Below are 24,689 nucleotides of genomic sequence, written 5' to 3'. Positions count from 1 at the left end.
CCTTCGGCAATAGGGAATCACGGCGCGCAAATCGGCCAAAATCACAAAAGAGTCAGCAGCCAAGACCGTTGGTATTAGGCCGCGCGGCCGATTGTTGCGTTGCGGCGAAGGGGGCTTTCGGCTATTGAGGCCCCACCTGAAACGGAGCCTGCCCCAGCCCGATGAGCCTTGTCGATACGGTCAAGAACGCATTCGTACCGATCCATCGCGAAGGCTACCCCTTCATTGCGGCCTTTGGCGCGGCAACGCTTTTCCTCGGCTATTTCTCCTCGATCCTGTTCTGGTTCGGCCTGATCTTGACCGCCTGGTGCGTCTATTTCTTCCGCGATCCCGAGCGCGTCACGCCGGTCGACGACCGCCTGGTGGTGAGCCCCGCCGATGGCATCATCTCGGCGGTCGGTCCGGCCCTGCCGCCGCGCGAGCTTGGCCTCGGCAATGTAGAAATGACTCGCATCTCCGTGTTCATGAATGTCTTTTCCTGCCATGTGAACCGCGCCCCGGTGCGCGGCCGTATCGCCAAGATCGAACATAGGCCGGGAAAATTCCTCAATGCCGAACTCGACAAGGCCAGCACCGAAAACGAGCGCAACGGCCTGGTCATCGAGAGCCCCAACGGCACGGTCGCCGCCGTCCAGATCGCCGGCCTGGTGGCCCGCCGCATCGTCTGCTGGGCCGAGGCCGGCGCTTCGATCGGCACCGGCGAGCGCTTCGGTCTGATCCGTTTTGGCTCGCGCGTCGATGTCTTCCTGCCCTTGACCGCCACGCCGCGTGTCGCCGTTGGCCAGACGGCGGTCGGCGGTGAAACGGTGTTGGCTGAATTCGGCGGGGTCGCCGGCACGCCCCTCGTACGGATATCCTGAGCGGTGGGCACGCAATACAAAAAATTCGAGGCCCATGCCAGCGGCGGTCCGCGCATCCGCGAGATCCCGATGCGCATGGTGCTGCCCAATCTGGTCACCGTGCTTGCCATCTGCGCCGGCCTGTCCGGCATCCGCTTCGGCTTCGAAGGCCGCTTTGAGCCGGCGGTGGTGATGGTGCTGCTAGCGGCCTTCCTCGACGGCATCGACGGCCGCCTGGCGCGGATGCTGAAGGCGACGTCAAAATTCGGCGCGCAGATGGATTCGCTGGCCGACATCGTCAATTTCGGTGTGGCACCTGCTCTGGTGCTCTATGCCTTTCTCCTCGACCGTGCCGGCTCGCCCGGCTGGATCGCGGCGCTCCTGTTCGCCATCGCCTGTGGGCTAAGGCTTGCCCGCTTCAACGTGCTCGACGACGAGAAGGCCGAACGCCCCCTGTGGCAGTCCGAATATTTCGTCGGCGTGCCGGCGCCGGCCGGCGCGGTGCTGGTGATGCTCCCGCTCTATCTCTATTTCCTGCGGCTCGGAGTGGAGCCCAGCCGCCCGGCCGCCTTCGTCGCTACCGGCTTCACGATCCTGGTCGCCTTCCTTTTGGTCAGCCGGCTGCCGGTCTATTCCGGCAAGAGCATCAAGATTCCTGGCGACAGGGTGCTGCCGGTCATTCTGGCCGTCGTGCTCTACGTCCTCTTGCTGATGACCTATCCCTGGTACACGCTGACGGCCTCGGTCGCAGGCTATCTGATCTTCCTGCCATTCAGCGTGCGCGCCTATTCGAAGCGCGCCAAGCTGGAGGGCGAGAAGGTGCCGCCTTCGGACATAGGTTAGAACGTCCGCCGAAGTCCTTGATCCGACTCAGGCCGCGACACCCAGCCCTAGCCTGTCGATCGCCAGCTTCCTGGTCGAGACATAGTCGGTCTTGCCGGAACCAAGCACCGGGATTTCCTCCACCTTGACGATGTCGTTGGGCACCATCAGTTCAGCCGCACCTGCCTGTTTGCCGAACTTGCGCAATTCGTCGGGGTTGGCATCGTCGGCGGTGGTGACCAGCACGATGCGCTCGCCGCGCCGCTTGTCCGGCACCGCCACCGCGGCATGGCGCTCTTCTGGCCATAGCGATTGCACCAGCATCTCGACAGCACCCAGCGACACCATCTCGCCGGCAATCTTGGCGAAGCGCTTGGCGCGGCCGCGAATGGCGATGAAGCCTTCGCGGTCGACGGCGACGATGTCGCCGGTGTCGTGCCAGCCGGTCAGCGGCTGCAACTCACCGGGACGGTCAGCGGTCATGTAACCCATCATCAGATTGGGTCCGTCGAGCCACAGCCGGCCGGCGTCCGAGATGCCTTCGACCGGTTCCAGCTTCATGCGCATCGCCGGCAATAGCCTTCCCACCGTGCCGTCGCGGCCGTGGATGGCGGTGTTGACGGCAACCACGGGTGCAGCCTCGGTCAGCCCAAAGCCTTCGATGATCTCGGCCTGGAAGCGCTCGCGATAGGTGCGGCGGGTTTCAGGCTTCACCGCCTCGGCGCCGGCGACGACGAAGCGCAGGCTGGAGAAATCGCCGTCCTTGGCGGTGCGCGCATAGTTGGCGAGGAACGTGTCGGTGCCGAACATGATAGTCGGCTTCACCTTGCGCGCGATCTCGGGGATGATCTTGTAGTGCAGCGGCGAGGGATAGAGGAAAAGCTTTACCCCGGTGACCAGCGGAAGGATGGTGCCGCCCGTCAGGCCGAAGGAATGGAACACCGGCAGCACATTGAGCAGGATATCGGCCGGCGAGATGGTGATGCGCGCTTCGGCCTGCATGGCGTTGGTGAGCAGGTTCCTTTGCGACAGAACCACCGCTTTCGGCGTGCCTTCAGAACCCGAGGTGAACAGGATCACGCCCGGCTTGGCCGCATCCTGCCGCTGCAGCGGCGAGCGCCACAGCAAGGCGGCGGCAAGCTTGTCCAGCGTGGTGACGCTGGTGCGAATATCTTCCAGCCACAGCAGCCTGGCGCCACCCTTTTCGACCGCCGCGACGATATCGGCGAGATCGGCCTTCTCGACAAAAGCGCGGGAGGAGATGACCGTGCGGATGACGGCCGTCCGCACGGCGGCCGTAACGCTCGCCGGCCCGGCCGTATAGTTGATCATCGCCGCCACCCGGCCCGCCGATAGAAGGCCGACGAGCGACAGCACGACACCATTGGCGTTGGGCAGCATTATCCCCACCGCTTCGCCCGGCGCCGTCACCGCTTCGAAGCGCCTGCCCAGCACACGAGCACCGATGAACATCTTGCGGTAGCTTAGCGCACCCGAGATGACGTCCTCGATGATCGGATGCGAGGCGCCGACTCTGGCTGCCGCATCGCGCATGGCCAGGAACAGGCCGCGATCGAGGTTGGTGCCGAAAAGCCGCGCTTCGGCGACGCGGTCGAACAGCGCATTGGTGTTCGACGCCTGGTCCGGATTGCGCGCCACCAGGTCGGCGATGGTCATCGGCTCCAGCACACTGATCGACAGCTGCGGAAGCCAGTGCCGTGGCGCCTTATCCGCCGGCGTCAGCGACACAGGCAGGCTGCGCGCGCCGGCGACGAAGATCGGCACGATGCGGGCGTCGGCCTGAATGGCGATGCGGGTGACGGCGCGAAACAGCCGGAACGTCTTGATGTCGGGCTCGACCGAATCCGGCAGGTAGACGGCGAGCCGGCCCTTGCCCTTCAGCACGCGCACCAGCCGGCGGCTGACGAAGAGATGTTCGGCATTGAAGGCGATGCTGCGGCCAAGCTCACGCCATGGTTCGAGCCAGGGCGAGCGCGCCGAGACCTCGTCGAGGATGTGTAGCGTGTCATCCGGCAGCAGCGACAGCATCAGCCCCGGTTCGAAGCGCGACTGGTGCGCGATGACGTAGATGACGGGAGCCTGTGCCTTGCGGGCGATGCTGATGCGGTTGTCGCTGATCCGGTAGGCGAGCTTGAACGGCACATAGAGCAGCGCCTGCGCGAAACGCAGGCCGAGGCGGAATGTTTCCACCACGCCGATCAGCAGCCAGGCCACAACAAGACCCGCAAGCAGCGCCAGTGTCAGGATCATGCCGCGTCTCTCCCAACGTTTTTGTCATCACGGCTCTGCGGCCGCTTCGGAGGCAGAGGGTAGCGGAAGTGGGCCGGAGGTCAATGTGGGAAGAGGCGGTGTTCCTTCTCCCGCCGCAGGGAGAGGGAACGAGGTCCTCATGCTGCCTTCAGCCGTCCGCTGATGAAACGGAACTCCTGCGTCTTGCCGCCATAGCCATAGGCGGCCGCCGGCACCTCATGCACGAAGGCATAGCTTTCCTCGTGCACACCGCCCAGCAGGCGGCCGAAGGCATCGAAGAGAGCCTTGAGATAGGCTTCCAGCTCGAGCTTTGTGTTGGTGCCATCGACCACCTTGATATCAAGCCAGAACGTGTTGGTGCCATGCTCGGCCAGCGACTTGCCGCCGGCGAACCAGTGCTGCGGATCCACATAGGACACGGCAACGGCGGTGATCGTCGGATCCTTGCGCAACTGCGTGGCGGTGATCTCGGTGATTTCCTTGGCAACCCTGGCGGACAAAGCGGCGTCTGGCTTGCCGGTGACGCTGATGTTAATGATGGGCATTTTCTTCTCCTGGGTTCTAGCGGCGTCCGATCGCCGTTGGAGAGACAATGTCATCGTCCGAGAGTCAAAAAAATCGAATTGTTTTCAATCAAAGATTCGATATTGTCGAATTATGGAAGCCCTCGATCCGGATCTGCTCAAAACCTTCCTCGCTTTCGTCGACAGCGGCTCGCTGGCGCAGGCAGCCTCGAGTGTCGGCCGTTCGCCTTCGGCGGTGACTGCCCAGATGCAGCGGCTGGAGGAGATCCTCGGCGAGCCGCTGCTGGCGCCGCAGGGCCGGGGTCGTGGCCTGACTCCGGCCGGCGAGGACCTTGTCGGCCATGCCAGGCGCATTCTCGCCGTGCACCGCGAGGCATGGCTGGCGATGAAGGGGGCACGGGCCGCCGGGCGTGTCGCCATCGGCACGACGCAGGATTTCGCCGACAGCGGCCTGCCTGACCTGCTGCGTGCCTTCGCCACCAGCCATCCGCGCGTCAGGATCGAATTGCGGGTTGGTCGCTCGGCCGAACTGGCGCAGGCGCTGCAGGCCGGCAGCCTCGACCTGGCGATCGTCATGCGCCAGACCGCAGCGCCGGACGAAGTCGGTGTCCTGCGCGAGCCGATGATATGGCTGTGTTCACAGAAGGGACTGGCCTCGCGTCAGGAAGAATTGCCGATGGCGCTGCTCGATCCCTATTGCGGGTTTCGTGAGGCCGCGCTCGCAGCGCTCGATGCCGCCGGCCGCCGCTATCGCATCGCCGCCGGCAGTGCCAGCCTGGCCGGCCTGCGCACGGCGGTGAACGCCGGCGTTGCGCTGACCTTGCGAACCCTGCGCTTTGCCCATTCCGGTATTGTCGAGGCGCCACGCGAGCTTGGCCTGCCACCGGTTCCGGTGGCTGAGTTCGCCATCCGGCTGCGCCCCGGCGCCGACGGTCCTGCGGGCGATCTGGCGGCGCTGCTCAGCGGCAACCTCGCCCTGTCCGGGCCGCCTGGCTGATTTGGCAAGGCGCGAAGCCCCGTCGCCAGCGTATTTGCAAAGGAACAGCCGACCTTGCAGTCGGGCCTATTGCCAAAGAAAAAGCCGACCTTGCGGTCGGCTTGGGAGTAGGACGGGCCGAGGGGTTTGGGGGGGGGGACTTGGGGGTGGCCCGTCGCACGAATAATGCCTGACCCTGATGATGGTTCCGTGACTGTGTCACTTTTCTAAGAAATATTTGACGCTGCCTGTTGCGAGCGGGCCGCCAGCCAGTCGCGGCCGGCATGGGCGAACACCGCGCACAGCACGATGGCGCCGCCGCCGACGCTTGCTTCTGGCGCAATCTCGCCCAGGAACAGGAAGGCAAACAAGATTGCGAACGGCACTTCGGCCGAGCCGAGTAGCCCGGATTCGGCGGCCGGGATGAGCCGTGCGCCTTCCGTCCACAGGATCGACGACAGCGCGAAGGACGCGCCAAAGGTGACGAGCAGAGCGGCATCCCTTGGCGAAACCGCCAGCGGATCGGTAACGAACCAGCCGAGCACGAACAACAGGAAGGCCGATACCGCGCCAGCCCAGACAACGGGTGTGTCGCGGAAGGCCCGCACCATGATCATGTAGAGAGCGCTGCCGACGGTCATCAGCAGCGCCAGTCCGTCGCCGAACAGATTGCCGGTGCCGAAGCTGGACCAGACCATGATCGCCACGCCGCAGAGCGAGACGGCTGCGGCGATCATTGTCTGCATGCGGAAGGGTTCACGCGTCAGAACCCAGGCCAGCAGCGCGGTGAGGAATGGTGCGGTTGCATAGATAACGGTGACGTTGGCAACGAAAGTGAATTTGAACGCCGAGATGAAGGCGATGCTGGCCAGCGCCCCCTCAACCGCCAGCAGCCAGCCGCGCCAGCCAAGCCGCAGCGTGTCGCGGTTGCCCGAGCGGTGGCGGCGCCACAGCACATAGAGGCTGATCAGGATCGAGCCGACAAAGCCGCGCCAACAGGTGATCGTCAGCGGATCGGCATGGATCGACTTGGTCAGCACACCGGTCAGGCCGAATACCGCCGCCGATGACGACACAAGGATGATGCCAAGCGTGCGTTCGGTGGTATCGGCTGTGGTGGTTGCAACGTCAGTCATACCGGAACCCTACGCTGTCCGGTCCTGACATCGTAGTGTCAGCAGTGAGCGCCATCCACATCACAGCCGCTTGCGAAAATGTTCGCCGCCAACGATCAGCAGTCCGGCGGCGACGATAAGGGCGGCACCAAGGAAGACCTCGCGGCGCGGCACGTCGCCCCAGATCGCAAAACCGAGCGCGAACGCCCATAACAACGAGCTGTATTCGAGCGGCGCCAGGATAGATGCCGGCGTGCGCTTCATGCCTTCGAAGAGAAGATATTGCGCCAGGCCGCCGAGCGCGCCAACGCTGGCAAGAAGCAGCAATTGTGTCAGGTCAGGCGTATGCCACCACAACAATGCCGGCACCGCCGAAAACACCAGGAAATAGAAATTGTTGAGGAGCAGCTGGATCATCGAGCGTTCGGCAAGTGCGGTCTTGCGCAGGAGCACGATGGCGATGGCCCACAAAAGAGCGGCCGCCAGCACCAGCAGCACCGGTACGGACAGGCCAAGATGGGTGGGGTCGCAAGCGACGAAGACGCCGGCAAAGCCGATCAGAACCGCCAGCCAGCGCAGCATCGGCACCTTTTCGCCGAGCAGGAATACCGAAAGCACGGTGACGATGATCGGGGCCGCGTAATAGACAGTGGTCAGTTCGGCAAGCTGCAGGCTGCGCGCGGCATTGTAGTAGCAAAGCCAAGCAGCCAGCGTGAAAGCGCTGCGCACCAGCATGGGCCGCACGATCGGCGAGCGCACCGTGTCGGCAAACAGCTGTCGCCCGCCGATCGCCGCGCAGGCGCTTAGAATGGTGACGCTGCGGAAGAACATGATCTGCCAGACCGTCATGCCGGTGACCAGCAGTTTGATCGAAGCGTCCTGCGTCGAAAACAAGAGATAGGCAGCACCGGTCAGCAGGATGCCGGCGAGAACCCTTTCGCGTGTTTCGAGAATGGCGACATCGGCCATAGGCGGGGACCAAAGTTACAGAAAGCGGCAGAGATGCTGCGAGGCGACGCAAGGGGCTTGGAAGGTCAGGCGCTCACTAAAGCTATACGGTCGAAAGTTGGTACAGCGCTACGCCAGCCCTGGGCTTGCGTTGGGGCAGGAGATGGCGGTCTTGCTTCCAGGACATGATCGGCACTTATATCGGACAAAGCCACGCTGCGCGCTGGCCGCCAAAAACGAAGAGGCAACGGACATGGACGCCACGGAACTGAAGGCCATGCAGGCGCCGCTGAAACAGGCCTATCGCGACGATGCTTCGCAGGCGCTGATCACGCTGAAGGCGCGGGGCTCGATCGACGACCAGTCGGTGGCCTGCAAGGTGGAGACGGGCAGGGCGATCGCCATCGCCGGCCTGCATCCGGCAACCGGCGGCTCGGGGCTCGAGCTCTGCTCCGGCGACATGCTGCTGGAAGCACTGGTGGCGTGCGCCGGGGTGACGCTGAAGGCAGTGGCGACTGCGCTCGAATTCAAACTTGGCGCCGCCACGGTGGAAGCCGAAGGCGATCTCGATTTTCGTGGCACGCTCGGTGTCGCCAAGGATGCGCCGGTCGGTTTTCGCGCCATCCGGCTCAATTTCGCTCTCGACACGGATGAACCGCAGGAGCGCATCGATTCGCTGCTGAAGCTGACCGAGCGCTATTGCGTGGTGTTCCAGACCATCAACCAGAAGCCGGAGTTGACGGTGAGCGCCGGGCGCTGAAAATCACAAGGCCCGCAGCGGCTGCGGGCCTTGTTGTATCCGATGTTTACTGCGCCGCCGGCTCTTCGGCATCACCCTCGTCGGTGAAGGGCGAGGCGCTCGGCACGCACTGCACCGACCAGCCCGCGGGTGTCGGCTGCTTCTGATATTCGGTGATGGCGGCGGTGCACTGTTCGCGCTTGTCGAAGGTGCTGGGCAGCACCACCATGCCGCCCTGCGGGCCGGCGATTACCAGATACCAGACCAACGCTGCAGTCGTAGCCATGGGGATGTCCTTGTTCTGCCCAGCTCGGGCTCGTTGTTGTGGGAGTCTATACGATCCTACCAACTCTATGGAAATGACGAAAGCATGACCGCGACGCGACCTTTCCCCCTCAGATCACAGCCGCGTGACGATACGGCCGAGTCGCATCGAGATTTTGAGGCTCAATCGGCTCAGTCTCTCGCAAAACATTCGAAGAACGTCGGGAGTGCCCGAATTCTTCCGCCAAAAAAGGACGCAGTTATTCCGGCTGCCTGTAAGCGACGAAGCGATTGTGCTTGGCCTGGAAGATCAGCCCGGTCTCTTTCAGCTCGGGGCTGGCCAGCGGCACGATGCGCTTGGCGATCCCCGAGGGGTGCGGCAGCGTCTCCGGATCCTCGCCGGGCACGGCCTGGGCCCGCATGGCTGTGCGGGTGGCGCCGGGGTCGGCGGCATTGACCCGCAGCGGCAGGCTTTGCGTCTCATGCGCCCAGGAGCGCATCATCGTCTCGACGGCAGCCTTCGATGCCGCGTAAGGCGCCCAGAACGCGCGTGCCGAGTGCGCTGCGTTGGAGGAGAGCAAAATGGCCCGGCCGGCATCCGAAAGCCGCAGCAGCGGGTCGACCGAGCGGATCAGCCGCCAGGTCGAAGTGACATTGATCGTCATCACCTTCTCGAAGGTCTTTGCCTCGACATGGCCGATCGGCGAGATGACGCCGAGCACGCCGGCATTGGCGACGAGAATGTCGAGCTTGCCCCAGCGCTCGTGGATGGCGCCGCCCAGCCGGTCGATACCGGCCATGTCGGCGAGATCGAGCGGCACCAGCGTCGCCTGGCCGCCGGCCGCCTTGATCTGGTCGTCGAGTTCTTCCAATCCACCGACGGTGCGCGCAACCGCGATGACATGCGCACCGGCGGCGGCCAATTCCCTGGCGATGAAATAGCCGATACCGCGCGAGGCGCCGGTGACGACCGCGACGCGGCCGGTAAGGTCGAGGGTCATGCGAGAAGTTCCGTGAGGTGGTCTAGCTTACGCCCCGTTATTCGCCAGCAGCGACAGGGTGCGCACATTGTCGTGGCCTTCGAAGTCGAGCAGGCGCGTCGGATACTGGCCGGTGAAGCAGGCGTCGCAGAATTGCGGCTGGTCGTTGTCGCGGCCGGCCTCGCCGACGGCGCGGTAAAGCCCGTCGATCGAGAGGAAGCCGAGCGAATCGACACGGATGAACTCGGCCATCTCTTCCACCGACATGCGCGAAGCCAGCAGCTTCGACTTCTCCGGCGTGTCGACGCCATAGAAGCACGACGCACTGGTTGGCGGCGAGGCGATCCGCATGTGCACTTCCTTGGCGCCGGCATCGCGCACCATCTGCACGATCTTCTGGCTGGTGGTGCCGCGCACGATCGAATCATCGACCAGCACCACGCGCTTGCCTTCGATCATGCGGCGGTTGGCGTTGTGCTTCAGCTTGACGCCCATATGGCGGATCGAATCGCCGGGCTGGATGAAGGTACGGCCGACATAATGGTTGCGGATGATGCCGAGCTCGAAGGGAATGCCTGCGGCTTGCGAAAAACCGATCGCCGCCGGCGTGCCGGAATCCGGCACCGGAACGACGATGTCGGCCTCGACCGGGTTTTCCTGCGCCAGCTCGGCGCCGATGCGCTTGCGCACCTCGTAGACGTTGCGGCCTTCGACCGACGAATCCGGCCGGGCAAAATAGACATATTCGAAGATGCAGAAGCGGGTCTTCTGCGGCTCGAACGGGAACAGGCTTTCAATACCCTTGGAGGTGACGACGACCATCTCGCCGGGTTTCAGGTCGCGCACGAAACGCGCGCCGATAATGTCGAGCGCGCAGGTTTCCGAAGCGAGGATCCAGGCACCGTCGAGGTCGCCCAGCACCAGCGGGCGGATGCCGAGCGGATCGCGGCAGCCGATCATCTTCTTGGCCGTCATCGCCACCAGCGAGAAGGCGCCCTCGACCTGCCGCACCGCGTCGATGAAGCGCGAGTTGAGGTCGCGTTCCTTGCTGGTCGCAACCAGGTGCAGGAGCGTCTCGGTGTCGGAGGTGGAGGAGAAGATCGCGCCCTGTTTCTGTAGCGCGCGCTGCACCGTCATGGCGTTGGTCAGATTGCCGTTGTGGGCGACGGCAAAGCCGCCATCGGCCAGTTCGGCGAAGAAAGGCTGGATGTTGCGCATGCCGGCGCCGCCGGTCGTGGCGTAGCGCGTATGGCCGATGGCGCGGTTGCCTTGCAGGCTGTCGATAACACGCTGCTTGGTGAAGGTGTCGCCGATCAGGCCGACATGACGTTCGACATGGAACTGGGTGCCGTCGTAGGAAACGATGCCGGCCGCTTCCTGGCCGCGATGCTGCAGCGCATGCAGGCCGAGTGTGACGATGGCCGCTGCGTCCTGCCGGCCAAAAATGCCGAACACGCCGCATTCGTCATGGAAATGGTCGTCGGCCTCGGCGGAAAGCACGTCGTCTGCGTCTGCCATCTTAAGCTCCGCTAAAATCGCCATATAGTGCGGGTCGGCGTCGAAAGCAACGCGCGTCGTACAGCCATTCACACTATCGTCAGTCAGGCCCGTCAGTTCGCCGGTGCGGGTGCGGCGGGAGCAGCCGGAGCGGGCTTGGCCGTATTGTCCGCGGGCGCGGCGTCATTGTCGTCCGGCGCCGGTGCGTTGGCATCGTCGCCTGTGGCCGGCACGTCCGTCGCCGGCGCATCCGGGGCAGCCGGTGTCTCGGCGCCGGTTTTCGGGCTGAATTTCTTGAGTATTGCGTTTTCGGTGTCGGCGGGCAGCAGGTTCTCGATCTTGGCGCCTATCGATTCCAGCAAGGGCCGCGACTTGGCATCCGTCACCCAGGTGGGGGCCTTGGCGCCAGCGAGCCAGTTGAAGAACAGCAGGGCGACGGCGACAACCAGGATGCCACGCGCGGCGCCGTAGAGGAAACCGAGCGTGCGGTCGAGCGCGCCGATCCGCGAATCGATGATCCAGTCGGCGAGCTTCATGGTGATGACCGAAACGACGATCAGCGCGATGACGAAGACGACGCCGGCGGAGGCCGCCATGGCGATCTTCTCATTGTCGATATAGGGCTTCAGGTAGGGCAGGACCGGCTTGTAGAAGAAGAACGCCGCCGCCGCCGCCGCCGCCCAGGAGACGACCGACAGGACCTCGCGCGAAAAGCCGCGAACCATGGCGAGCATCGCCGAGACCAGGGTGAAGCCGACCAGGATTCCGTCAAGCAGCGTAATCGGCATGTTTTTCGCCCCACTCCGATCTGTTTTTCACGGCTCGACGAGCCGCGTCACTCTTCATCGTCGGCGCGGCTGCGCCGTGAGCCGGCTATGCGCGCCACGAGCTCGGCAAGCTCGGTGGGCTGGAAAGCGCCGGCCCCGATCCCTCCGGCAAGTTCCTCGCTGCCCAAGGGCAGAACCGCGCTACCAAAACCCAGCTTTTCGGCTTCCTTGAGGCGCTGCTGCGCATGCGCAACCGGCCTCACCGCGCCCGAAAGGCTGATTTCGCCGAAATAGACGCAATCGGCGGGAAGGGCAAGACCGGTCAGCGAGGAAACCAACGCGGCCGCTACCGCCAGATCGGCGGCGGGTTCCGAGATTCGATAGCCGCCGGCGACGTTGAGATAGACGTCATGGCTGCCGAAGCGCACGCCGCAATGCGCTTCCAGCACCGCCAGGATCATCGACAGGCGGGCACCGTCCCAGCCGACCACCGCCCGGCGCGGCGTGCCGAGCGAGGATGGCGCGACCAGCGCCTGGATCTCGACCAGAACCGGCCTCGTGCCCTCCATGCCGGCGAAAACGGCCGCACCTGGCGATTTCGCATGCCGCTCGCCGAGGAAAAGTTCTGATGGATTGGCGACCTCGCGCAAACCCTTGTCCGACATTTCGAAGACGCCGATCTCGTCGGTCGGCCCAAAGCGGTTCTTCACCGTGCGCAGGATGCGGTAGTGATGGCCGCCTTCGCCCTCGAAGTAGAGCACGGCATCGACCATGTGCTCGACGACGCGAGGACCGGCGATCTGGCCCTCCTTGGTGACATGGCCGACCAGGACGATCGCCGCACCCGTGGATTTGGCATAGCGGATCATCGCCTGGGCGGCGGCGCGCACCTGGGTAACGGTGCCCGGCGCCGAATCGGCAAGGTCGGTCCACAGCGTCTGGATCGAATCGAGAATGACCAGATCCGGCCGCTTGCCGTCGGCGATCGTGGCAAGAATGTCCTCGACATTGGTCTCGGCCGCCAGCTCCACCGGCGTGTCGGCGACGCCGAGCCGCTGAGCCCTCAGCCTGATCTGCGCGACGGCTTCTTCGCCCGAGACATAGACGATACGGTGGCCTCGCGAAGCGAGAGCCGCTGCGGCCTGCGTGAGCAGCGTCGACTTGCCGATGCCGGGATCGCCGCCAACCAGCAGCGCCGAGCCGCGCACGAAGCCGCCCCCGGTGGCGCGGTCGAGTTCGCCGATTCCGGAGATGATGCGCGGCGCGTCCTCGATATCACCGGAAAGCGTGGTCAGCACCACCGCGCGGCCCTTGCGGGCGTTGCGCGTGTTGGCCGGCCCCGAGCCGATGCCGCCGGACGTGCCTTCCTCGACCAGCGTATTCCACTCGCCGCAGGCATCGCATTTGCCGGCCCAGCGCTGATGCACCGATCCGCAGTTCTGGCAGATGAACTGGACGCGCGATTTTGCCATCAGGCTGCTGCGGATTGGAACGGAGCGGGACGGTAAGTCAAAAAGCTACTCAAACCTCTCCGCAATATGATGCTCTTCCGCCAGATCGGAGAAGCGGGTGAATTCGCCGTGGAAGGCCAGCGTCACCGAGCCCGTCGGGCCGTGGCGCTGCTTGGCGACGATGACCTCGGCTTTGCCGCGCATCTCGTTCATCTCGTTTTCCCACTTGACGTATTCTTCGGTGCCAAGCTTCGGCTCGCGGTTCTTGAGATAATACTCCTCACGATAGACGAACATGACGACGTCGGCGTCCTGCTCGATCGAACCGGATTCACGCAAGTCGGAGAGCTGCGGGCGTTTGTCCTCGCGGCTTTCGACCTGACGCGACAGCTGCGACAGCGCGATGATCGGCACGGCCAGTTCCTTGGCCAGCGCCTTCAGGCCTGTGGTGATCTCGGTGATCTCCTGCACGCGGTTCTGCGAGGACTTGGCGCTAGAACCCTGCATCAGCTGGATATAGTCGATGACGATCAGGTCGAGGCCGCGCTGGCGCTTCAGGCGGCGCGCGCGGGCAGACAGCTGGGCAATGGAAATACCGCCGGTCTGGTCGATGAACAGCGGAATCTTCTGCATGGTCTGCGAACAGGCGACCAGCTTTTCGAAGTCCATTTCGGTGATTTCGCCGCGACGAATCTTGGACGACGAAATTTCCGTCTGTTCGGAAATGATGCGGGTGGCGAGCTGTTCCGAAGACATTTCGAGCGAGAAGAAACCGACGACACCACCATTGGCTGCTTTGAACGAGCCATCGGCCTGCTGCGCCGGCTCATACATCTCGGCAATGTTGAAGGCGATGTTGGTGGCGAGCGATGTCTTGCCCATGCCTGGACGGCCGGCGATGATGATCAGATCGGATGACTGCAGGCCGCCCATGCGGCGGTCGAGATCGCGCATGCCGGTGGCGAGGCCTGACAGATGGCCGTCGCGCATATAGGCGGCGTTGGCCATGTCGACCGCGGTCTTGACCGCATCGGTGAAGCTCTCGAAGCCGCCATCGTAGCGGCCGGTTTCGGCGAGTTCGAACAGGCGCCGCTCGGCGTCTTCGATCTGCTCGGAAGGCGACATGTCGACCGGCGCGTCATAGGCGATGTTGACCATGTCCTCGCCGACGGTGATCAGCGCGCGGCGCGTCGCCAGGTCGTAGATGGCGCGGCCATAATCGGTGGCGTTGACGACGGTGACGGCTTCGACCGCCAGCCGCACGATATATTGCGCCACGGTCATGTCGCCGACCTTTTCGTCGGCCGGCAGGAAGGTCTTAAGTGTGATCGGCGTCGCCACCTTGCCCATGCGGATGAGCTCGGCCGCGATTTCGAAGATTTTGCGATGCAGGGGTTCGTAGAAATGGCCAGGCTTGAGGAAGTCGGAGACACGATAGAAGGCATCGTTGTTGACGAGGATGGCGCCGAGCAGTGCCTGCTCGGCCTCGATGTTGTTCGGCGCCTCGCGATAGAGCGGTTGCTCCGCCACGCCGAATTTCCGCGCTGCCTCTGCCATGATATCCCCGATTTCGATCCCGGCCTTTCGATATCAGAACCAGACGAAAGCGTGCTGACCTTTCTGCATCACCGCACGACCAAACAGCCTTGATGCCCGTTGTTCACAGGAACGGCGAACCGTCCACAGGACAGTGTTCCTGTGTCCCGATTCCGGTTGACTCGGAGAAGTGCAAATCGCTATCCGAGTCGCTGGAACAGAGCAAGAACAATTTTGACTGTTACGTGCTTTTCCCGTCCAGCGTATCGCCCCAGTTCAGGCGCCGCGCCGCCTTGAACAGATCGCCGTCGCGTTTGGTGAACAGTTGTTCGCCGGCGCCGCCATCCGGTTCGCAAAGCTTGAGCAGAACCTTCCCAGAGCCGGATTTCGGTGGCGCGATGATCCGCGCGGCATGGGAAGCAGCCGGCTGGCGCGAAGCGGCGACATAGATGAACTTCTCGTCTTCCCAAGGCACCTCCGCGTCCTTTGCCAGCCGGTGCAGGCGCGAGCGGGCAACGCGGCGGGAAAAGTGGCACCAGTCGGGCGGATTGATCGGGCAGGGCGTCTCGTGCGGACAAGGCGCCAGCAGATGCGCACCGGCCGCGACCAACTGCGCGCGCACCGCCAGGATCCGCTGCCAGCCCGCCGGCGTGCCCGGCTCGATGATCAGCAATGTGTCTGTCGTCAGTTGCCATAGCCGGTCGACCATCTTGGGCAGGGATGCCGGCACGATCTCGTCCAGCACATAGGCGCAGGTGACGAGGTCTGCCGGCTGAAGGTCGGCAAGGTCCGTTGTGACGTCGCCGGCCTGCCAGACGGTTCGGGCTGTGATGGCATTGGCGGCAAGCATCTCGCCGACCTTGCGCACCGCCGCACTCGCTTCCAGCAAAACGGCCTGTTCGAGATCAGGCCAGAGTTCACTGGTGGCCCAAAGCACCGTACCAGGACCGGCGCCAACATCGAGCAGGGTTTTCGGCATGAAATCCGGCCGGGCCGCGTTCAGCGTGTCGAGGCTGGCGCGGACCGCGGCATAGGTCGCCGGCAGCCGCGTCGCCAGATAGGCCTTGACCGCCATGTCCTGTGCCATGTGCAGACGGCCGTCGCGCAGTTCGGCGCGGTAGCGGTCGGAGAGTGTCTTTGCCGCCTGCTTCAGTACCGGCAGCGGTACCTTTTCCAGGATACGATCGACAGCTTGTCGAAGAGAGGCCGGCAGTTCCACGCTAGGCTCCTCGCGGTGCGAGCAGGATGATCGAGGCGCCGGCTATGCAGAGCGCCGCGCCACCAAGGTCCCAGCGGTCGGGCCGGACGCCCTCCGCCAGCCACAGCCAGGCTAGCGAGGCGACGATGTAGATGCCGCCATAGGCGGCATAGGCTCGGCCCGCGGCGTTGGTGTCGACCAGCGCCAGAAGCCAGGCGAATGCAAGCAGCGAGGCAAAGCCCGGGGCCAGCCATAGCGGCGATCTTTCCAGCCGCCACCAGGCCCATACCGAAAAACAGCCGGCGATCTCGGCCAGGGCCGCGGCGGCATAGAGGAGATAGGTCATGAAAAAGGCCTCGCGACGATCACGAGGCCTTTTTCGGGGCAGGGGCCGGGAATGGCAAGCGCCAATGGCGAACGGCGTTTCTAATCCGCCACCTTGCGGCGCCGGGCGGGCTTGGCGGGCTTCTGGACGGGAGCCGCTTCGCGGCGGCCCATGTCGCGCAATTCCAGCGCCTTTTCGCATTTGGCCATATAGTCGCGGGTCATCGGCAGCGTGTCGTTCTTCTTGGCGATCTGGAACTGGAAGATGACCAGATCCTGCCAGCGGAAGGCGGCTTCTGAAGCGGCCAGATAGAATTCCCACATGCGGCAGAAGCGTTCGTCGTAAATCGCCTTGGCCTTGTCGCGGTTGGCGGCGAAGCGCTGGCTCCAGTGCTTTAGCGTGTCGGCATAGTGGAGCCGCAGGATCTCGACGTCCGTGACCACGAGGCCCGACTTCTCGATCGCCGGCAGCACCTCCGACATGGCCGGTATGTAGCCGCCCGGGAAAATATATTTGCGGATGAAGGCGCTGGTCGCCCACGGCACGCCCGAGCGGCCGATCGTATGCAGGAGCATGACGCCATCTGGCTTCAGCAATGTTGCCGCCTTGTCGAAGAAGGTCCTGAAGTGGTTCACACCGACATGTTCGAACATGCCGACCGAAACGATACGGTCGAAGCGTTCGTTGAGTTCGCGATAGTCTTTCAGCTCGAAATGGACGTGGTTTTCCAGGCCCTGCGCATGCGCCCGGTCGGTGGCGACGCCATGCTGTTCGGTCGACAGCGTCACGCCTTGCACGTCGACGTCGAACGCCTTGGCAAGATAGAGACCAAGCCCGCCCCAGCCGGAGCCGATGTCGAGCACGGTCTGGCCGGGCTTCAGCCTGAGCTTGGCGGCTATATGGCGTTTCTTGGCAGCCTGCGCCTCGTCGAGCGTCATGTCGGGCTGTTCGAAATAGGCGCAGGAATACTGCATGTCCTCGTCGAGGAAGAGCCGATAGAGGTTGCCCGACAGATCGTAGTGGCGCTGCACGTTGCGGCGCGAGCGTGAGGTGGTGTTGATCTGCTGCAGGCGGCGAAAGGCGTGGCGCAGGCCCTCGATGGCTTTCGACCAGGTTGCGTCGATGCCGCCGCTGCCCATGTTCTGGAAGGCAATACGCATCAGTCCGAGCACGCCGCCTTCGAGAATGTCGAGTTCGCCGTCCATGTAGGATTCAGGCACCGCCAGCATCGGATCGAAGGTGATGGCGCGTTCGGCATGTCGGGTCTTGATGTGCATGTGCACCGGCTCGCCGCTGCCGTCGCCGAACATGAATGTCGAGCCTTTGGGCCCGGTGACCTTGAGATTGCCCGTGCGCACAAGGCGATCGAGAACGCGCTTCAGCAGAATATTCATAACCAAATGTCCCCTCACGGTCAGACTGGCTGCCTTAATTCTGCAACAATATATGGGGGTTCGAAAAGTTCCTTTTTGGTACAAAAATGCCCGGGCGAGAGGCCCGGGCATTGGTCCAGAAAGGCTGGATGACGACAAAGTGATCGGAGCGCCGCTCCTCGCTTGTCGTACGCGATCAGGCGTTGTCTTCGCCGCCCTCGAACTCGGCGTTAGGATCGAAGAAGTTCTCCGGCCGCGCATTGTCGTTGATGTCGTCGCCATAGATGGCTTCGGCGGTGGTCAGCGTCTCGCCCTTGGCCTGACGCTCGGCTTCGTCGGCCGTGCGGGCGATGTTGAGCGTGATGGTGACTTCGACTTCCGGGTGCAGCGCGATCGCCACATTGGTGAGACCGATGGTCTTGATCGGCTGGTTGAGCAGGATCTGGTTGCGGTTGACCGAGAAGCCTTCCGCCGTGACCAGATCGGCGATGTCGCGTGTCGACACCGAGCCGTAGAGCTGGCCGGTTTCACCGGCGGAGCGAACGGCGATGAAGCTCTTGCCGTCGAGCTTTTCGGCAATCTGGCTGGCTTCCGACTTGCGCTCGAGATTGCGCGCCTCGAGCTGGGCGCGCTGGCCTTCGAACTTCTTCTTGTTGGCTTCGTTGGCGCGCAGCGCCTTGCCCTGCGGCAGCAGGAAATTACGGGCAAAGCCGTCCTTGACCTTGACGGTATCGCCCATCTGGCCGAGGCGGGAAACGCGTTCGAGAAGAATGACTTCCATGGTTTTGTTCCTTTTGGTTGGGCGTCCGTCTACAAGGCCGGCGCCGAATTCTCTGGAACAGGTCAGGAAGCAAAAGGGGCGTTGCCGCCGGTGTCGCTGTCCTGCCTGTCGCGGCAGTTAGAGGCTTTGACCTCAACTCGGGATTTGATGGCTGAAACCGGTCATGCCCGTCATGGCCGGCGAAAGGAACGGGCGGCGAACCGCCCGTTCGAGAGGATTAGCGAACCACGTAGGGCAGCAGGCCGAGGAAGCGGGCGCGCTTGATTGCCTTGGCGAGTTCACGCTGCTTCTTCTGGCTGACGGCGGTGATGCGCGACGGCACGATCTTGCCGCGCTCGGAAATGTAGCGCTGCAGCAGACGCACGTCCTTGTAGTCGATCTTGGGCGCGTTGGCGCCGGAGAACGGGCAGGTCTTGCGGCGACGATGGAACGGGCGCCGGGTCGGGATCTGGTTGATGTCGACCATTATTCTGCACCCCCTTCAAAGCCTTCGCGCGGACGGCGCGGACCACGATCAGCACCGGCGTCGCCGCCGAAGCTGCGCGGCGGACGATCGCCACGGTCGCCGCGGTCACGGTCGCCGAACGAACGCGGGCCACGGTCGCCACGGTCGCGGTCGCCGAAGCTGCCGCGCTCGGAGCGCTCTTCGCGCTTCTGCATCATGGCCGAAGGACCTTCCTCATGCGCCTCGACCTTGATGGTCAGGAAACGCAGGACGTCCTCGGACAGACCCATCTGGCGCTCCATTTCGTTGAGCGCTGCCGGCGGGCAGTTGAGGTCCATGAGCGTGTAGTATGCCTTCCGGTTCTTGTTGACCCGGTAGGTGAGGGACTTCAGCCCCCAGTTCTCGACCCGGCCGACGGACCCGCCATTCGCGGAGATGACGCCCTTGTACTGTTCGACAAGCGCATCGACCTGCTGCTGCGAGAGGTCCTGCCGGGCAAGAAACACATGTTCGTAAAGAGCCATTATGTCTTCGTGCCTTTCTTCGTTTCTCTCCCGGTTCCCGGCGGCAAAAGCCTCTGCAACTTCTCTGACCCGCTGGTCCCGGTTAAAGGGGCGGGGAAGAAAGGAGCATGACGAGACGGTCGAGAGCGGAGACACGGGAGGCGGAAGCACTTCTGGCTTCACACGAAGGCTTTTGATAAAACCTCCGGCCCTCCGTTCAGCCCCCAGCTGGGACCGGCAGATTGGCGGCGTCTATACAGCAATCCATTGATAAGGCAAGGGCAAGCGGCGTTATCGATGTCGCAGGCCGCCGGAAAATCAAGCGGCGACGCCACAAGGCTGTGATTTCCCGGCAACCGGCCCTTAACCACAATTTCAGGTTGTGCCGGGTTGCGCTCCCGCCGTCAACGGTCGGTTCATCATGGATGGCGCAAAAGCCCGGGCAACCCGCGCAGATCAAGCGGTGAGCATTTCCGGGGGTAAGGATGATTCTCAACAGATTCTGGCGCTCCAAGAGCGGCAATTTCGCGCTTCTGATGGGGCTCGGACTGCCGGCCATCCTGTCGGCCGTGGCCTTCGCGGTCGACGTATCCACCATCATGCGAGCCAAGAGCAACCTGCAGAATGCGCTCGACTCCGCAAATCTTGCCTCCTCGCATCTTGGCGATCTCGACATCACCCGCACCGACGCATTCAACCGCTATTTTCAGGCCAACATTGCCGGGCATGGCGAACTCGGCAATGCGCAGGCGACGCTGACCGTCGACAAAGGCGTCAACTACATCAAGACGAAAGCTGTCGCCTCGGCGGACGTCAATTTGAACTTCGCCTTCCTGTTTGGCCAGAACAAGCACATTGTCGTCGATGCCTCGGCTGTCGAATCGAACAATCAGCTCGAAGTCGTGCTGGTGCTGGACAATACCGGCTCGATGGCCGGCGCCCGCATGACGGCGTTGAGAACAGCGACGAAGTCACTGCTGGACACGCTCGAGGCGACAAAATCGCCGACGCGCCAAGTGCGTGCCTCGCTGGTTCCCTTCGTCACGGCGGTCAATGTCAATGGCGACGGGTTCGACCCGTCCTGGATCGACATGGACGGCAAGTCCTCGACCAATGGCATCAATTTCCCCGTCATTGACGGCAAGCGGCTGAACCATATGGCGCTGTTCAACCAGTTGGGGCTGAAGGGCGGGTGGAAAGATACCGGATGGAAAGGCTGCGTCGAGGCTCGCCCCGGCACCTACAACATCTCTGATACGCCTCCGGATCCGAACAAACCCGACACGCTGTTCGTGCCTTACTTCGCTCCCGACGATCCAGAGCCTGCCACCAAACCGTCAGGCTCCTACGGCAACTCGGCCACCGGCTACAACAATTCATACCTCGACGACACCATCGACAAGGTCAAACTCGCCGAGCCGGGCGTCAACATACTGGGCATCGACCTCAGCGGCCTGCTTGGCAGCGTGGTCAACGCACTGTTGGGCGCTGACCTGGAAAAGGTCGCCAAATATGTCGCGTCGACGAACAAGATCGTCACCGAGACCGGCAGCGCGATCACCGTTGGCGCCAACCGTTCCTGCCCGACGCCCGTCGTTCCCTTGACCGACGATTTCGACAAATTGCGCAAGGCGGCGAGCCAGATGACGGAATGGAACGGTTCCGGCACCAACGTCTCTGAGGGTCTGTCGTGGGGCATGCGGGTGCTGTCACCCGGCGCACCCTATACCGACGGGGCGCCATTCAAGACGCCAGGCGTCAGCAAGATCGTCATGCTGCTTACCGATGGCGAGAATGTCGTCTATGGCGCCAGCAATCAGCCGACCAAGTCCGACTACACATCCTATGGCTACCTGGCTGGTGGCCGTTTCGGCTCGGACAACCAGACGACGGCGGCGCGCAATGTCGACGGCTGGACCAAGAGCGTGTGCACGCAGTTGAAGAACGAGGGCGTGCAGATCTACACAATGGTGCTGCAGTCCGACACCGCCGCCAACCGCACGCTTTACAGCGCCTGCGCTTCCGACCCGAGCGGCTATTATGCCGTCAACGATCCGGCAAAACTGCCGAACGTTTTTCAGCAGATCGCCAACAAATTCTCGAAGCTGCAATTGACGAATTGAACCCGTCAGCTCGTATGGGCGACAACCTTGTCGACCGTTTCGGGGAAGAAGTCGGGCGCCGCACCGCGCTTGCCGAACATCATGTCGTACTGGATCAGCCGGAAATCGTTGATCGTCGGGTCGATCTCCTTTTGCCGCGACCAATCGGGTGTCGCCTCGCCAGCCGGGGTCAGCAGCAGGTTGCGGTCGACAACGCGGTAGTGCTCCCGCACCTCGCCTAGGAAGCCTGTGTAGTAGGGGTGGGTGATGCCCGCGGCGGTGAGGATATGATAGGGCAGGAATGCCGGGCTCACCGCGCCCAGATTCTCGACCGGACCGGAGCGGTTCGACCAGATGATCAGCGGCGTCTGGTGATGTTCAAGCGCGGCTTCCGGCGTCGGCTCCTTGCGAGGCGCAACATTGTCCTTCAGGAAACCGGTTTCGACATAGACCGGCCCCAGCGGTGGCAGATGGTCGCCGAAGAAGGCGACAATCGTCGGCCGCTCGCGCTTCTTGGCCCACTCGATCAGCCGTTCAAGGCCGTGGTCGGCGTCGGCTGACCCCTCAGCGTAGCTCAGCAGCGAGGCGCGCGCCCATTGGCTGATGGGCGCCTGCACCGTGTGGGTCGGGTTGTCATAGCGGTTCGGTTCATAGGGGCCATGGTTCTGCAGGCTGACCGCGAAGAAGAAGACCGGCTCGTCGCTGGCGTCGGCTTCGCGGATGATCTCGTCCGTCATTGCCGCATCCGATGCCAGCGGTCCGCGCTTTTCCATGGGCGGCAGCGTCTCTTCCGACTTGAAATCATTGAAACCGAAATCGGCATAGACCGCGCCACGGTTCCAGAACCAGTTGGTGCCGGGATGGATGGCACGCGCCCTATAGCCCTCGCTCTTGAGGAAGGTCGCAATCGAAGGTGTCGGCGTGCGCACATATTGCTGGTAGGGGATGCTGCCGGCCGGCAGGAAAGCGTTGGAAAAGCCGGTCAGCGCCTCGAATTCAATATTGGCGGTCATGCCGCCGAATTCAGGCGAGAACATCGAACCGGAACGCAATGCCCGCACGGTGGGAATAGGATCCGGCGTAATGGTGACACCGGGCAGCTTGGTCGGATCCCAGAAGGATTCGCTCATGACGACAATGATGTCGGGTTTTTCATCGGGTACCGAGGCGGTCATCTGCGGCCGGTCGATCGCCGCGATTGCCTTGTCCGAGTAGCCGGGCGGTGCCGAGACATGGGCCATCGGCACGTTGAGCGCGAAGGCGAGCGCAAAGCCGTTGGAGGCATAGTTTTCCTTCTGGTCCCACATGATCGGGATGATCTGCAGCCGGTCCCTGGTCCAGGAGAAGGTGGCGTAGTCCATGATCGAGACGAAGAAGGCGAGCAGCGGCACCGCCAGCGTCAGCCGGGCAAGGCGGCCCTTGCGGCTGAGTGCTGGAACCTTGCGGTGCCACAGCCGCCAGCCATAGACGAGCAGCGACAGGCCGGCGACGATGCCGACGACCATGGCGAGCGCGGTCATCGGCCGGTCGCGCACCAGGAGCGGCAGCAGCGCGAAGATCTGGCGGGAGTAGAGGAAATCCGTGGGGTAGAGTGGATCGCCGAGATAATGCGATTTCTGGTGGCCGACAAAGGCCAGCGACAGAGTCAATGGAGCGACGATCATCAGGCTCTGATGGCTGCGGCCAAGCACGGCGTCGAGGCCGATCAGCATCAGCGCGAACACGACGATGGTCGTCCAGCCCGGCTTGAGCGGCTGCAGGAAGAAGGAGACCGTGCCGGCGAGGTCGCCGCGCACGATCAATTCGATGGCAAACACCAGGATGGCCGAGATCGCCAGGCTGACCAATCCGTAACGGACGACCGGCCATCTCCGGCCCGGCAGATAGCCGGTGGACGGATCGTCTTCCAGGAACTGAGGCGCGGCTTTAGCGGCGCGTTTCGAACTCTTTGCCACTTTGACTTCCCACCCAGCGACAACCCAAGTCACTCGATTGTCATATAATTGTCACGCAAAGCTAGCGCCTGTGGCGGAAATAAGAAGAGCCAGCGAACGATTCGTGAGCGGTTTTCATCAGGTGTGATCGCCAAAAAAGCCCTTTCGGAACAGGCACTCGGCACACGGTGCAGTCCTGGGACCGCATTGAACCGGGCTTGACTTGGCAGCCTGCCTTGCGCCACAGGCAAGAAAAACGCGTGTTATAGGCAAGCAAACCAGTCTTGGAGCCCTCGCATGGCCATTGCATTCACCTTTCCGGGACAAGGCAGCCAGGCTGTCGGCATGGGCAAGGATCTCGCCGATGCCTTTCCCGAGGCACGCAGGGTCTTTCAGGAAGTCGACGACGCGCTCGGCGAAAACCTGTCGAAGCTGATCTGGGAAGGTCCTGAAGAGACCTTGACGCTGACGGCCAACGCGCAGCCGGCGCTGATGGCGGTGTCACTGGCGGCGATCAGGGCGCTGGAAGCGGGCGGCTTCTCGCTGAAGGACAAGGTCGCCTATGTCGCTGGCCATTCGCTGGGCGAATATTCGGCCCTTGCCGCCGCGGGTTTTGTTTCCGTTGCCGATGCCGCACGGCTGCTGCGCATTCGCGGCAACGCCATGCAGGCGGCGGTGCCGGCGGGCGAGGGCGCGATGGCGGCCATCATCGGGCTGGAGCAGGCGGACGTCGAAGCCGCTTGCACCGAGGCCGCGCAAGGGGCCGGCAAGGTCTGCCAGATCGCCAACGACAATGGTGGCGGCCAGCTGGTGATTTCCGGCGCCAAGGCCGCGGTCGAGTTGGCGGCGAAACTGTGCACCGAAAAGGGCGCCAAGCGGGCGCTGATGCTGCAGGTCTCGGCGCCCTTCCATTCGGCGCTGATGGCGCCGGCGGCCAATGTCATGCGCGACGCGCTCGCCGGGATAACCAAGCATGCGCCGGCGGTGCCCGTGCTGTCCAACATCACCGTGACTCCGACCGGTGATCCCGACGAGATCGCGCGGCGCCTGGTCGAGCAGATAACCGGCCGCGTGCGCTGGCGCGAAACGGTGGAATGGTTCGGCGCCAACGGCGTTGTAACGCTTTACGAGGTCGGCGCCGGCAAGGTGCTGTCGGGCCTGGCGCGGCGCATCAACCGCGACATCGCTACCGCGTCGGTCGGCACATCGACCGATGTCGAGACAGCGCTGGCCGCGCTTGCATAATCTACTGGCGATTTGACCCCTTCCGTGTGAAGGCTGTTCTCTCAGATCAGGAGA

General features: G+C 63.4%; 23 protein-coding genes. 6 read left to right on the top strand and 17 right to left on the bottom strand.

Annotated features, from left to right (window positions below):
• The first annotated feature begins 161 nt into the window (after positions 1-161).
• Both HGP13_RS25935 and HGP13_RS25930 read left to right on the top strand, forming a co-directional pair.
• The gene (locus HGP13_RS25935) at positions 162-860 is read left to right on the top strand and encodes a phosphatidylserine decarboxylase (RefSeq protein WP_172230560.1); all 699 of its coding nucleotides are present in this window, start codon (positions 162-164) and stop codon (positions 858-860) included.
• Positions 861-935: 75 nt separating this feature from the next.
• Positions 936-1,682, top strand: coding sequence for a phosphatidylcholine/phosphatidylserine synthase (locus HGP13_RS25930; RefSeq protein ID WP_246707468.1), 747 nt, complete (start codon positions 936-938; stop codon positions 1,680-1,682).
• 27 nt (positions 1,683-1,709) lie between these two features.
• On the opposite strand, the gene HGP13_RS25925 is transcribed toward HGP13_RS25930, so the two are convergent.
• Both HGP13_RS25925 and HGP13_RS25920 read right to left on the bottom strand, forming a co-directional pair.
• Entirely contained in the window at positions 1,710-3,932 is a 2,223-nt protein-coding gene (locus HGP13_RS25925; protein ID WP_172230554.1) for an AMP-binding protein, read from the bottom strand.
• Positions 3,933-4,069: 137 nt separating this feature from the next.
• Positions 4,070-4,477 carry a 4-oxalocrotonate tautomerase family protein gene (locus HGP13_RS25920; RefSeq protein ID WP_172230551.1) on the bottom strand — a complete coding sequence of 136 codons (408 nt, stop codon included), beginning with the start codon at positions 4,475-4,477 and terminating at the stop codon, positions 4,070-4,072.
• Positions 4,478-4,589: 112 nt separating this feature from the next.
• Between HGP13_RS25920 and HGP13_RS25915 the strand changes: the two genes are divergently transcribed.
• Entirely contained in the window at positions 4,590-5,453 is an 864-nt protein-coding gene (locus tag HGP13_RS25915; RefSeq protein ID WP_172230548.1) for a LysR substrate-binding domain-containing protein, read from the top strand.
• 206 nt (positions 5,454-5,659) lie between these two features.
• Here HGP13_RS25915 and HGP13_RS25910 read toward each other — a convergent pair whose 3' ends face one another.
• Together HGP13_RS25910 and HGP13_RS25905 are read right to left on the bottom strand one after the other, a co-directional pair.
• Complete coding sequence (locus HGP13_RS25910; protein WP_172230545.1) at positions 5,660-6,568, bottom strand: DMT family transporter; 909 nt, start codon at positions 6,566-6,568, stop codon at positions 5,660-5,662.
• Positions 6,569-6,628: 60 nt separating this feature from the next.
• Positions 6,629-7,516 (bottom strand): DMT family transporter, encoded by an 888-nt coding sequence (locus HGP13_RS25905; RefSeq protein ID WP_172230542.1) that lies wholly within the window; start codon positions 7,514-7,516, stop codon positions 6,629-6,631.
• A gap of 232 nt (positions 7,517-7,748) precedes the next feature.
• On the opposite strand from HGP13_RS25905, the gene HGP13_RS25900 reads away from it, so the two are divergent.
• Entirely contained in the window at positions 7,749-8,255 is a 507-nt protein-coding gene (locus HGP13_RS25900) for an OsmC family protein (protein WP_172230539.1), read from the top strand.
• Between the two features lie 46 nt (positions 8,256-8,301).
• On the opposite strand, the gene HGP13_RS25895 is transcribed toward HGP13_RS25900, so the two are convergent.
• From HGP13_RS25895 to rpsF, 12 genes are all read right to left on the bottom strand, one after another.
• Positions 8,302-8,520 (bottom strand): hypothetical protein, encoded by a 219-nt coding sequence (locus HGP13_RS25895; protein ID WP_015318519.1) that lies wholly within the window; start codon positions 8,518-8,520, stop codon positions 8,302-8,304.
• Positions 8,521-8,758: 238 nt separating this feature from the next.
• On the bottom strand, positions 8,759-9,499 hold the full coding sequence (locus HGP13_RS25890) for an SDR family NAD(P)-dependent oxidoreductase (RefSeq protein ID WP_172230536.1): 741 nt from the start codon (positions 9,497-9,499) through the stop codon (positions 8,759-8,761).
• A gap of 27 nt (positions 9,500-9,526) precedes the next feature.
• Positions 9,527-10,996: an amidophosphoribosyltransferase gene (gene purF / locus HGP13_RS25885; RefSeq protein WP_027034473.1), complete on the bottom strand. Its 1,470-nt coding sequence runs from the start codon at positions 10,994-10,996 to the stop codon at positions 9,527-9,529.
• A 92-nt stretch (positions 10,997-11,088) separates the two neighbouring features.
• Complete coding sequence (locus HGP13_RS25880; RefSeq protein ID WP_172230533.1) at positions 11,089-11,763, bottom strand: CvpA family protein; 675 nt, start codon at positions 11,761-11,763, stop codon at positions 11,089-11,091.
• 47 nt (positions 11,764-11,810) lie between these two features.
• Complete coding sequence (gene radA / locus HGP13_RS25875) at positions 11,811-13,214, bottom strand: DNA repair protein RadA (RefSeq protein ID WP_172230530.1); 1,404 nt, start codon at positions 13,212-13,214, stop codon at positions 11,811-11,813.
• Between the two features lie 45 nt (positions 13,215-13,259).
• Positions 13,260-14,750: a replicative DNA helicase gene (locus HGP13_RS25870; RefSeq protein WP_172230527.1), complete on the bottom strand. Its 1,491-nt coding sequence runs from the start codon at positions 14,748-14,750 to the stop codon at positions 13,260-13,262.
• A 220-nt stretch (positions 14,751-14,970) separates the two neighbouring features.
• The gene (locus tag HGP13_RS25865; protein WP_172230524.1) at positions 14,971-15,948 is read right to left on the bottom strand and encodes a small ribosomal subunit Rsm22 family protein; all 978 of its coding nucleotides are present in this window, start codon (positions 15,946-15,948) and stop codon (positions 14,971-14,973) included.
• A gap of 1 nt (position 15,949) precedes the next feature.
• On the bottom strand, positions 15,950-16,273 hold the full coding sequence (locus HGP13_RS25860) for a YnfA family protein (protein ID WP_172230521.1): 324 nt from the start codon (positions 16,271-16,273) through the stop codon (positions 15,950-15,952).
• 80 nt (positions 16,274-16,353) lie between these two features.
• Complete coding sequence (locus HGP13_RS25855; RefSeq protein ID WP_172230518.1) at positions 16,354-17,646, bottom strand: cyclopropane-fatty-acyl-phospholipid synthase family protein; 1,293 nt, start codon at positions 17,644-17,646, stop codon at positions 16,354-16,356.
• A gap of 175 nt (positions 17,647-17,821) precedes the next feature.
• Complete coding sequence (gene rplI / locus HGP13_RS25850) at positions 17,822-18,406, bottom strand: 50S ribosomal protein L9 (RefSeq protein WP_095202533.1); 585 nt, start codon at positions 18,404-18,406, stop codon at positions 17,822-17,824.
• A gap of 217 nt (positions 18,407-18,623) precedes the next feature.
• A complete protein-coding gene (gene rpsR / locus HGP13_RS25845) occupies positions 18,624-18,872 on the bottom strand; it encodes a 30S ribosomal protein S18 (protein WP_006203718.1) in 249 nt (82 codons plus the stop codon).
• Positions 18,872-19,375: a 30S ribosomal protein S6 gene (rpsF, locus tag HGP13_RS25840; protein WP_027045356.1), complete on the bottom strand. Its 504-nt coding sequence runs from the start codon at positions 19,373-19,375 to the stop codon at positions 18,872-18,874. The genes rpsR and rpsF overlap by 1 nt, the downstream gene beginning before the upstream one ends.
• 464 nt (positions 19,376-19,839) lie before the next feature.
• On the opposite strand from rpsF, the gene HGP13_RS25835 reads away from it, so the two are divergent.
• Entirely contained in the window at positions 19,840-21,477 is a 1,638-nt protein-coding gene (locus tag HGP13_RS25835) for a pilus assembly protein (protein ID WP_172230515.1), read from the top strand.
• Positions 21,478-21,482: 5 nt separating this feature from the next.
• Here HGP13_RS25835 and HGP13_RS25830 read toward each other — a convergent pair whose 3' ends face one another.
• Entirely contained in the window at positions 21,483-23,411 is a 1,929-nt protein-coding gene (locus HGP13_RS25830) for an LTA synthase family protein (RefSeq protein ID WP_246707125.1), read from the bottom strand.
• 276 nt (positions 23,412-23,687) lie between these two features.
• Between HGP13_RS25830 and fabD the strand changes: the two genes are divergently transcribed.
• Positions 23,688-24,635 (top strand): ACP S-malonyltransferase, encoded by a 948-nt coding sequence (gene fabD / locus HGP13_RS25825; protein WP_172230509.1) that lies wholly within the window; start codon positions 23,688-23,690, stop codon positions 24,633-24,635.
• Positions 24,636-24,689: the final 54 nt, after the last annotated feature.

The sequence above is a fragment of the Mesorhizobium sp. NZP2077 genome, assembly GCF_013170805.1.
GTDB lineage: Bacteria > Pseudomonadota > Alphaproteobacteria > Rhizobiales > Rhizobiaceae > Mesorhizobium.
This window is presented reverse-complemented; position numbering and strand designations above follow the sequence as displayed.

Bases quoted from the DNA above. Each gene is read 5' to 3' on its own strand.
- HGP13_RS25910 (WP_172230545.1), bottom strand. From the start codon at position 6,568: ATGACTGACGTTGCAACCACCACAGCCGATACCACCGAACGCACGCTT.
- HGP13_RS25860 (WP_172230521.1), bottom strand. From the start codon at position 16,273: ATGACCTATCTCCTCTATGCCGCCGCGGCCCTGGCCGAGATCGCCGGC.
- rpsR (WP_006203718.1), bottom strand. From the start codon at position 18,872: ATGGTCGACATCAACCAGATCCCGACCCGGCGCCCGTTCCATCGTCGC.
- HGP13_RS25835 (WP_172230515.1), top strand. From the start codon at position 19,840: ATGATTCTCAACAGATTCTGGCGCTCCAAGAGCGGCAATTTCGCGCTT.
- HGP13_RS25895 (WP_015318519.1), bottom strand. From the start codon at position 8,520: ATGGCTACGACTGCAGCGTTGGTCTGGTATCTGGTAATCGCCGGCCCG.
- rpsF (WP_027045356.1), bottom strand. From the start codon at position 19,375: ATGGCTCTTTACGAACATGTGTTTCTTGCCCGGCAGGACCTCTCGCAG.
- HGP13_RS25855 (WP_172230518.1), bottom strand. From the start codon at position 17,646: ATGAATATTCTGCTGAAGCGCGTTCTCGATCGCCTTGTGCGCACGGGC.
- HGP13_RS25870 (WP_172230527.1), bottom strand. From the start codon at position 14,750: ATGGCAGAGGCAGCGCGGAAATTCGGCGTGGCGGAGCAACCGCTCTAT.
- HGP13_RS25920 (WP_172230551.1), bottom strand. From the start codon at position 4,477: ATGCCCATCATTAACATCAGCGTCACCGGCAAGCCAGACGCCGCTTTG.
- fabD (WP_172230509.1), top strand. From the start codon at position 23,688: ATGGCCATTGCATTCACCTTTCCGGGACAAGGCAGCCAGGCTGTCGGC.
- HGP13_RS25900 (WP_172230539.1), top strand. From the start codon at position 7,749: ATGGACGCCACGGAACTGAAGGCCATGCAGGCGCCGCTGAAACAGGCC.
- HGP13_RS25930 (WP_246707468.1), top strand. From the start codon at position 936: ATGGTGCTGCCCAATCTGGTCACCGTGCTTGCCATCTGCGCCGGCCTG.
- HGP13_RS25905 (WP_172230542.1), bottom strand. From the start codon at position 7,516: ATGGCCGATGTCGCCATTCTCGAAACACGCGAAAGGGTTCTCGCCGGC.
- HGP13_RS25935 (WP_172230560.1), top strand. From the start codon at position 162: ATGAGCCTTGTCGATACGGTCAAGAACGCATTCGTACCGATCCATCGC.
- HGP13_RS25925 (WP_172230554.1), bottom strand. From the start codon at position 3,932: ATGATCCTGACACTGGCGCTGCTTGCGGGTCTTGTTGTGGCCTGGCTG.
- HGP13_RS25915 (WP_172230548.1), top strand. From the start codon at position 4,590: ATGGAAGCCCTCGATCCGGATCTGCTCAAAACCTTCCTCGCTTTCGTC.
- HGP13_RS25880 (WP_172230533.1), bottom strand. From the start codon at position 11,763: ATGCCGATTACGCTGCTTGACGGAATCCTGGTCGGCTTCACCCTGGTC.
- radA (WP_172230530.1), bottom strand. From the start codon at position 13,214: ATGGCAAAATCGCGCGTCCAGTTCATCTGCCAGAACTGCGGATCGGTG.
- rplI (WP_095202533.1), bottom strand. From the start codon at position 18,406: ATGGAAGTCATTCTTCTCGAACGCGTTTCCCGCCTCGGCCAGATGGGC.
- HGP13_RS25890 (WP_172230536.1), bottom strand. From the start codon at position 9,499: ATGACCCTCGACCTTACCGGCCGCGTCGCGGTCGTCACCGGCGCCTCG.
- purF (WP_027034473.1), bottom strand. From the start codon at position 10,996: ATGGCAGACGCAGACGACGTGCTTTCCGCCGAGGCCGACGACCATTTC.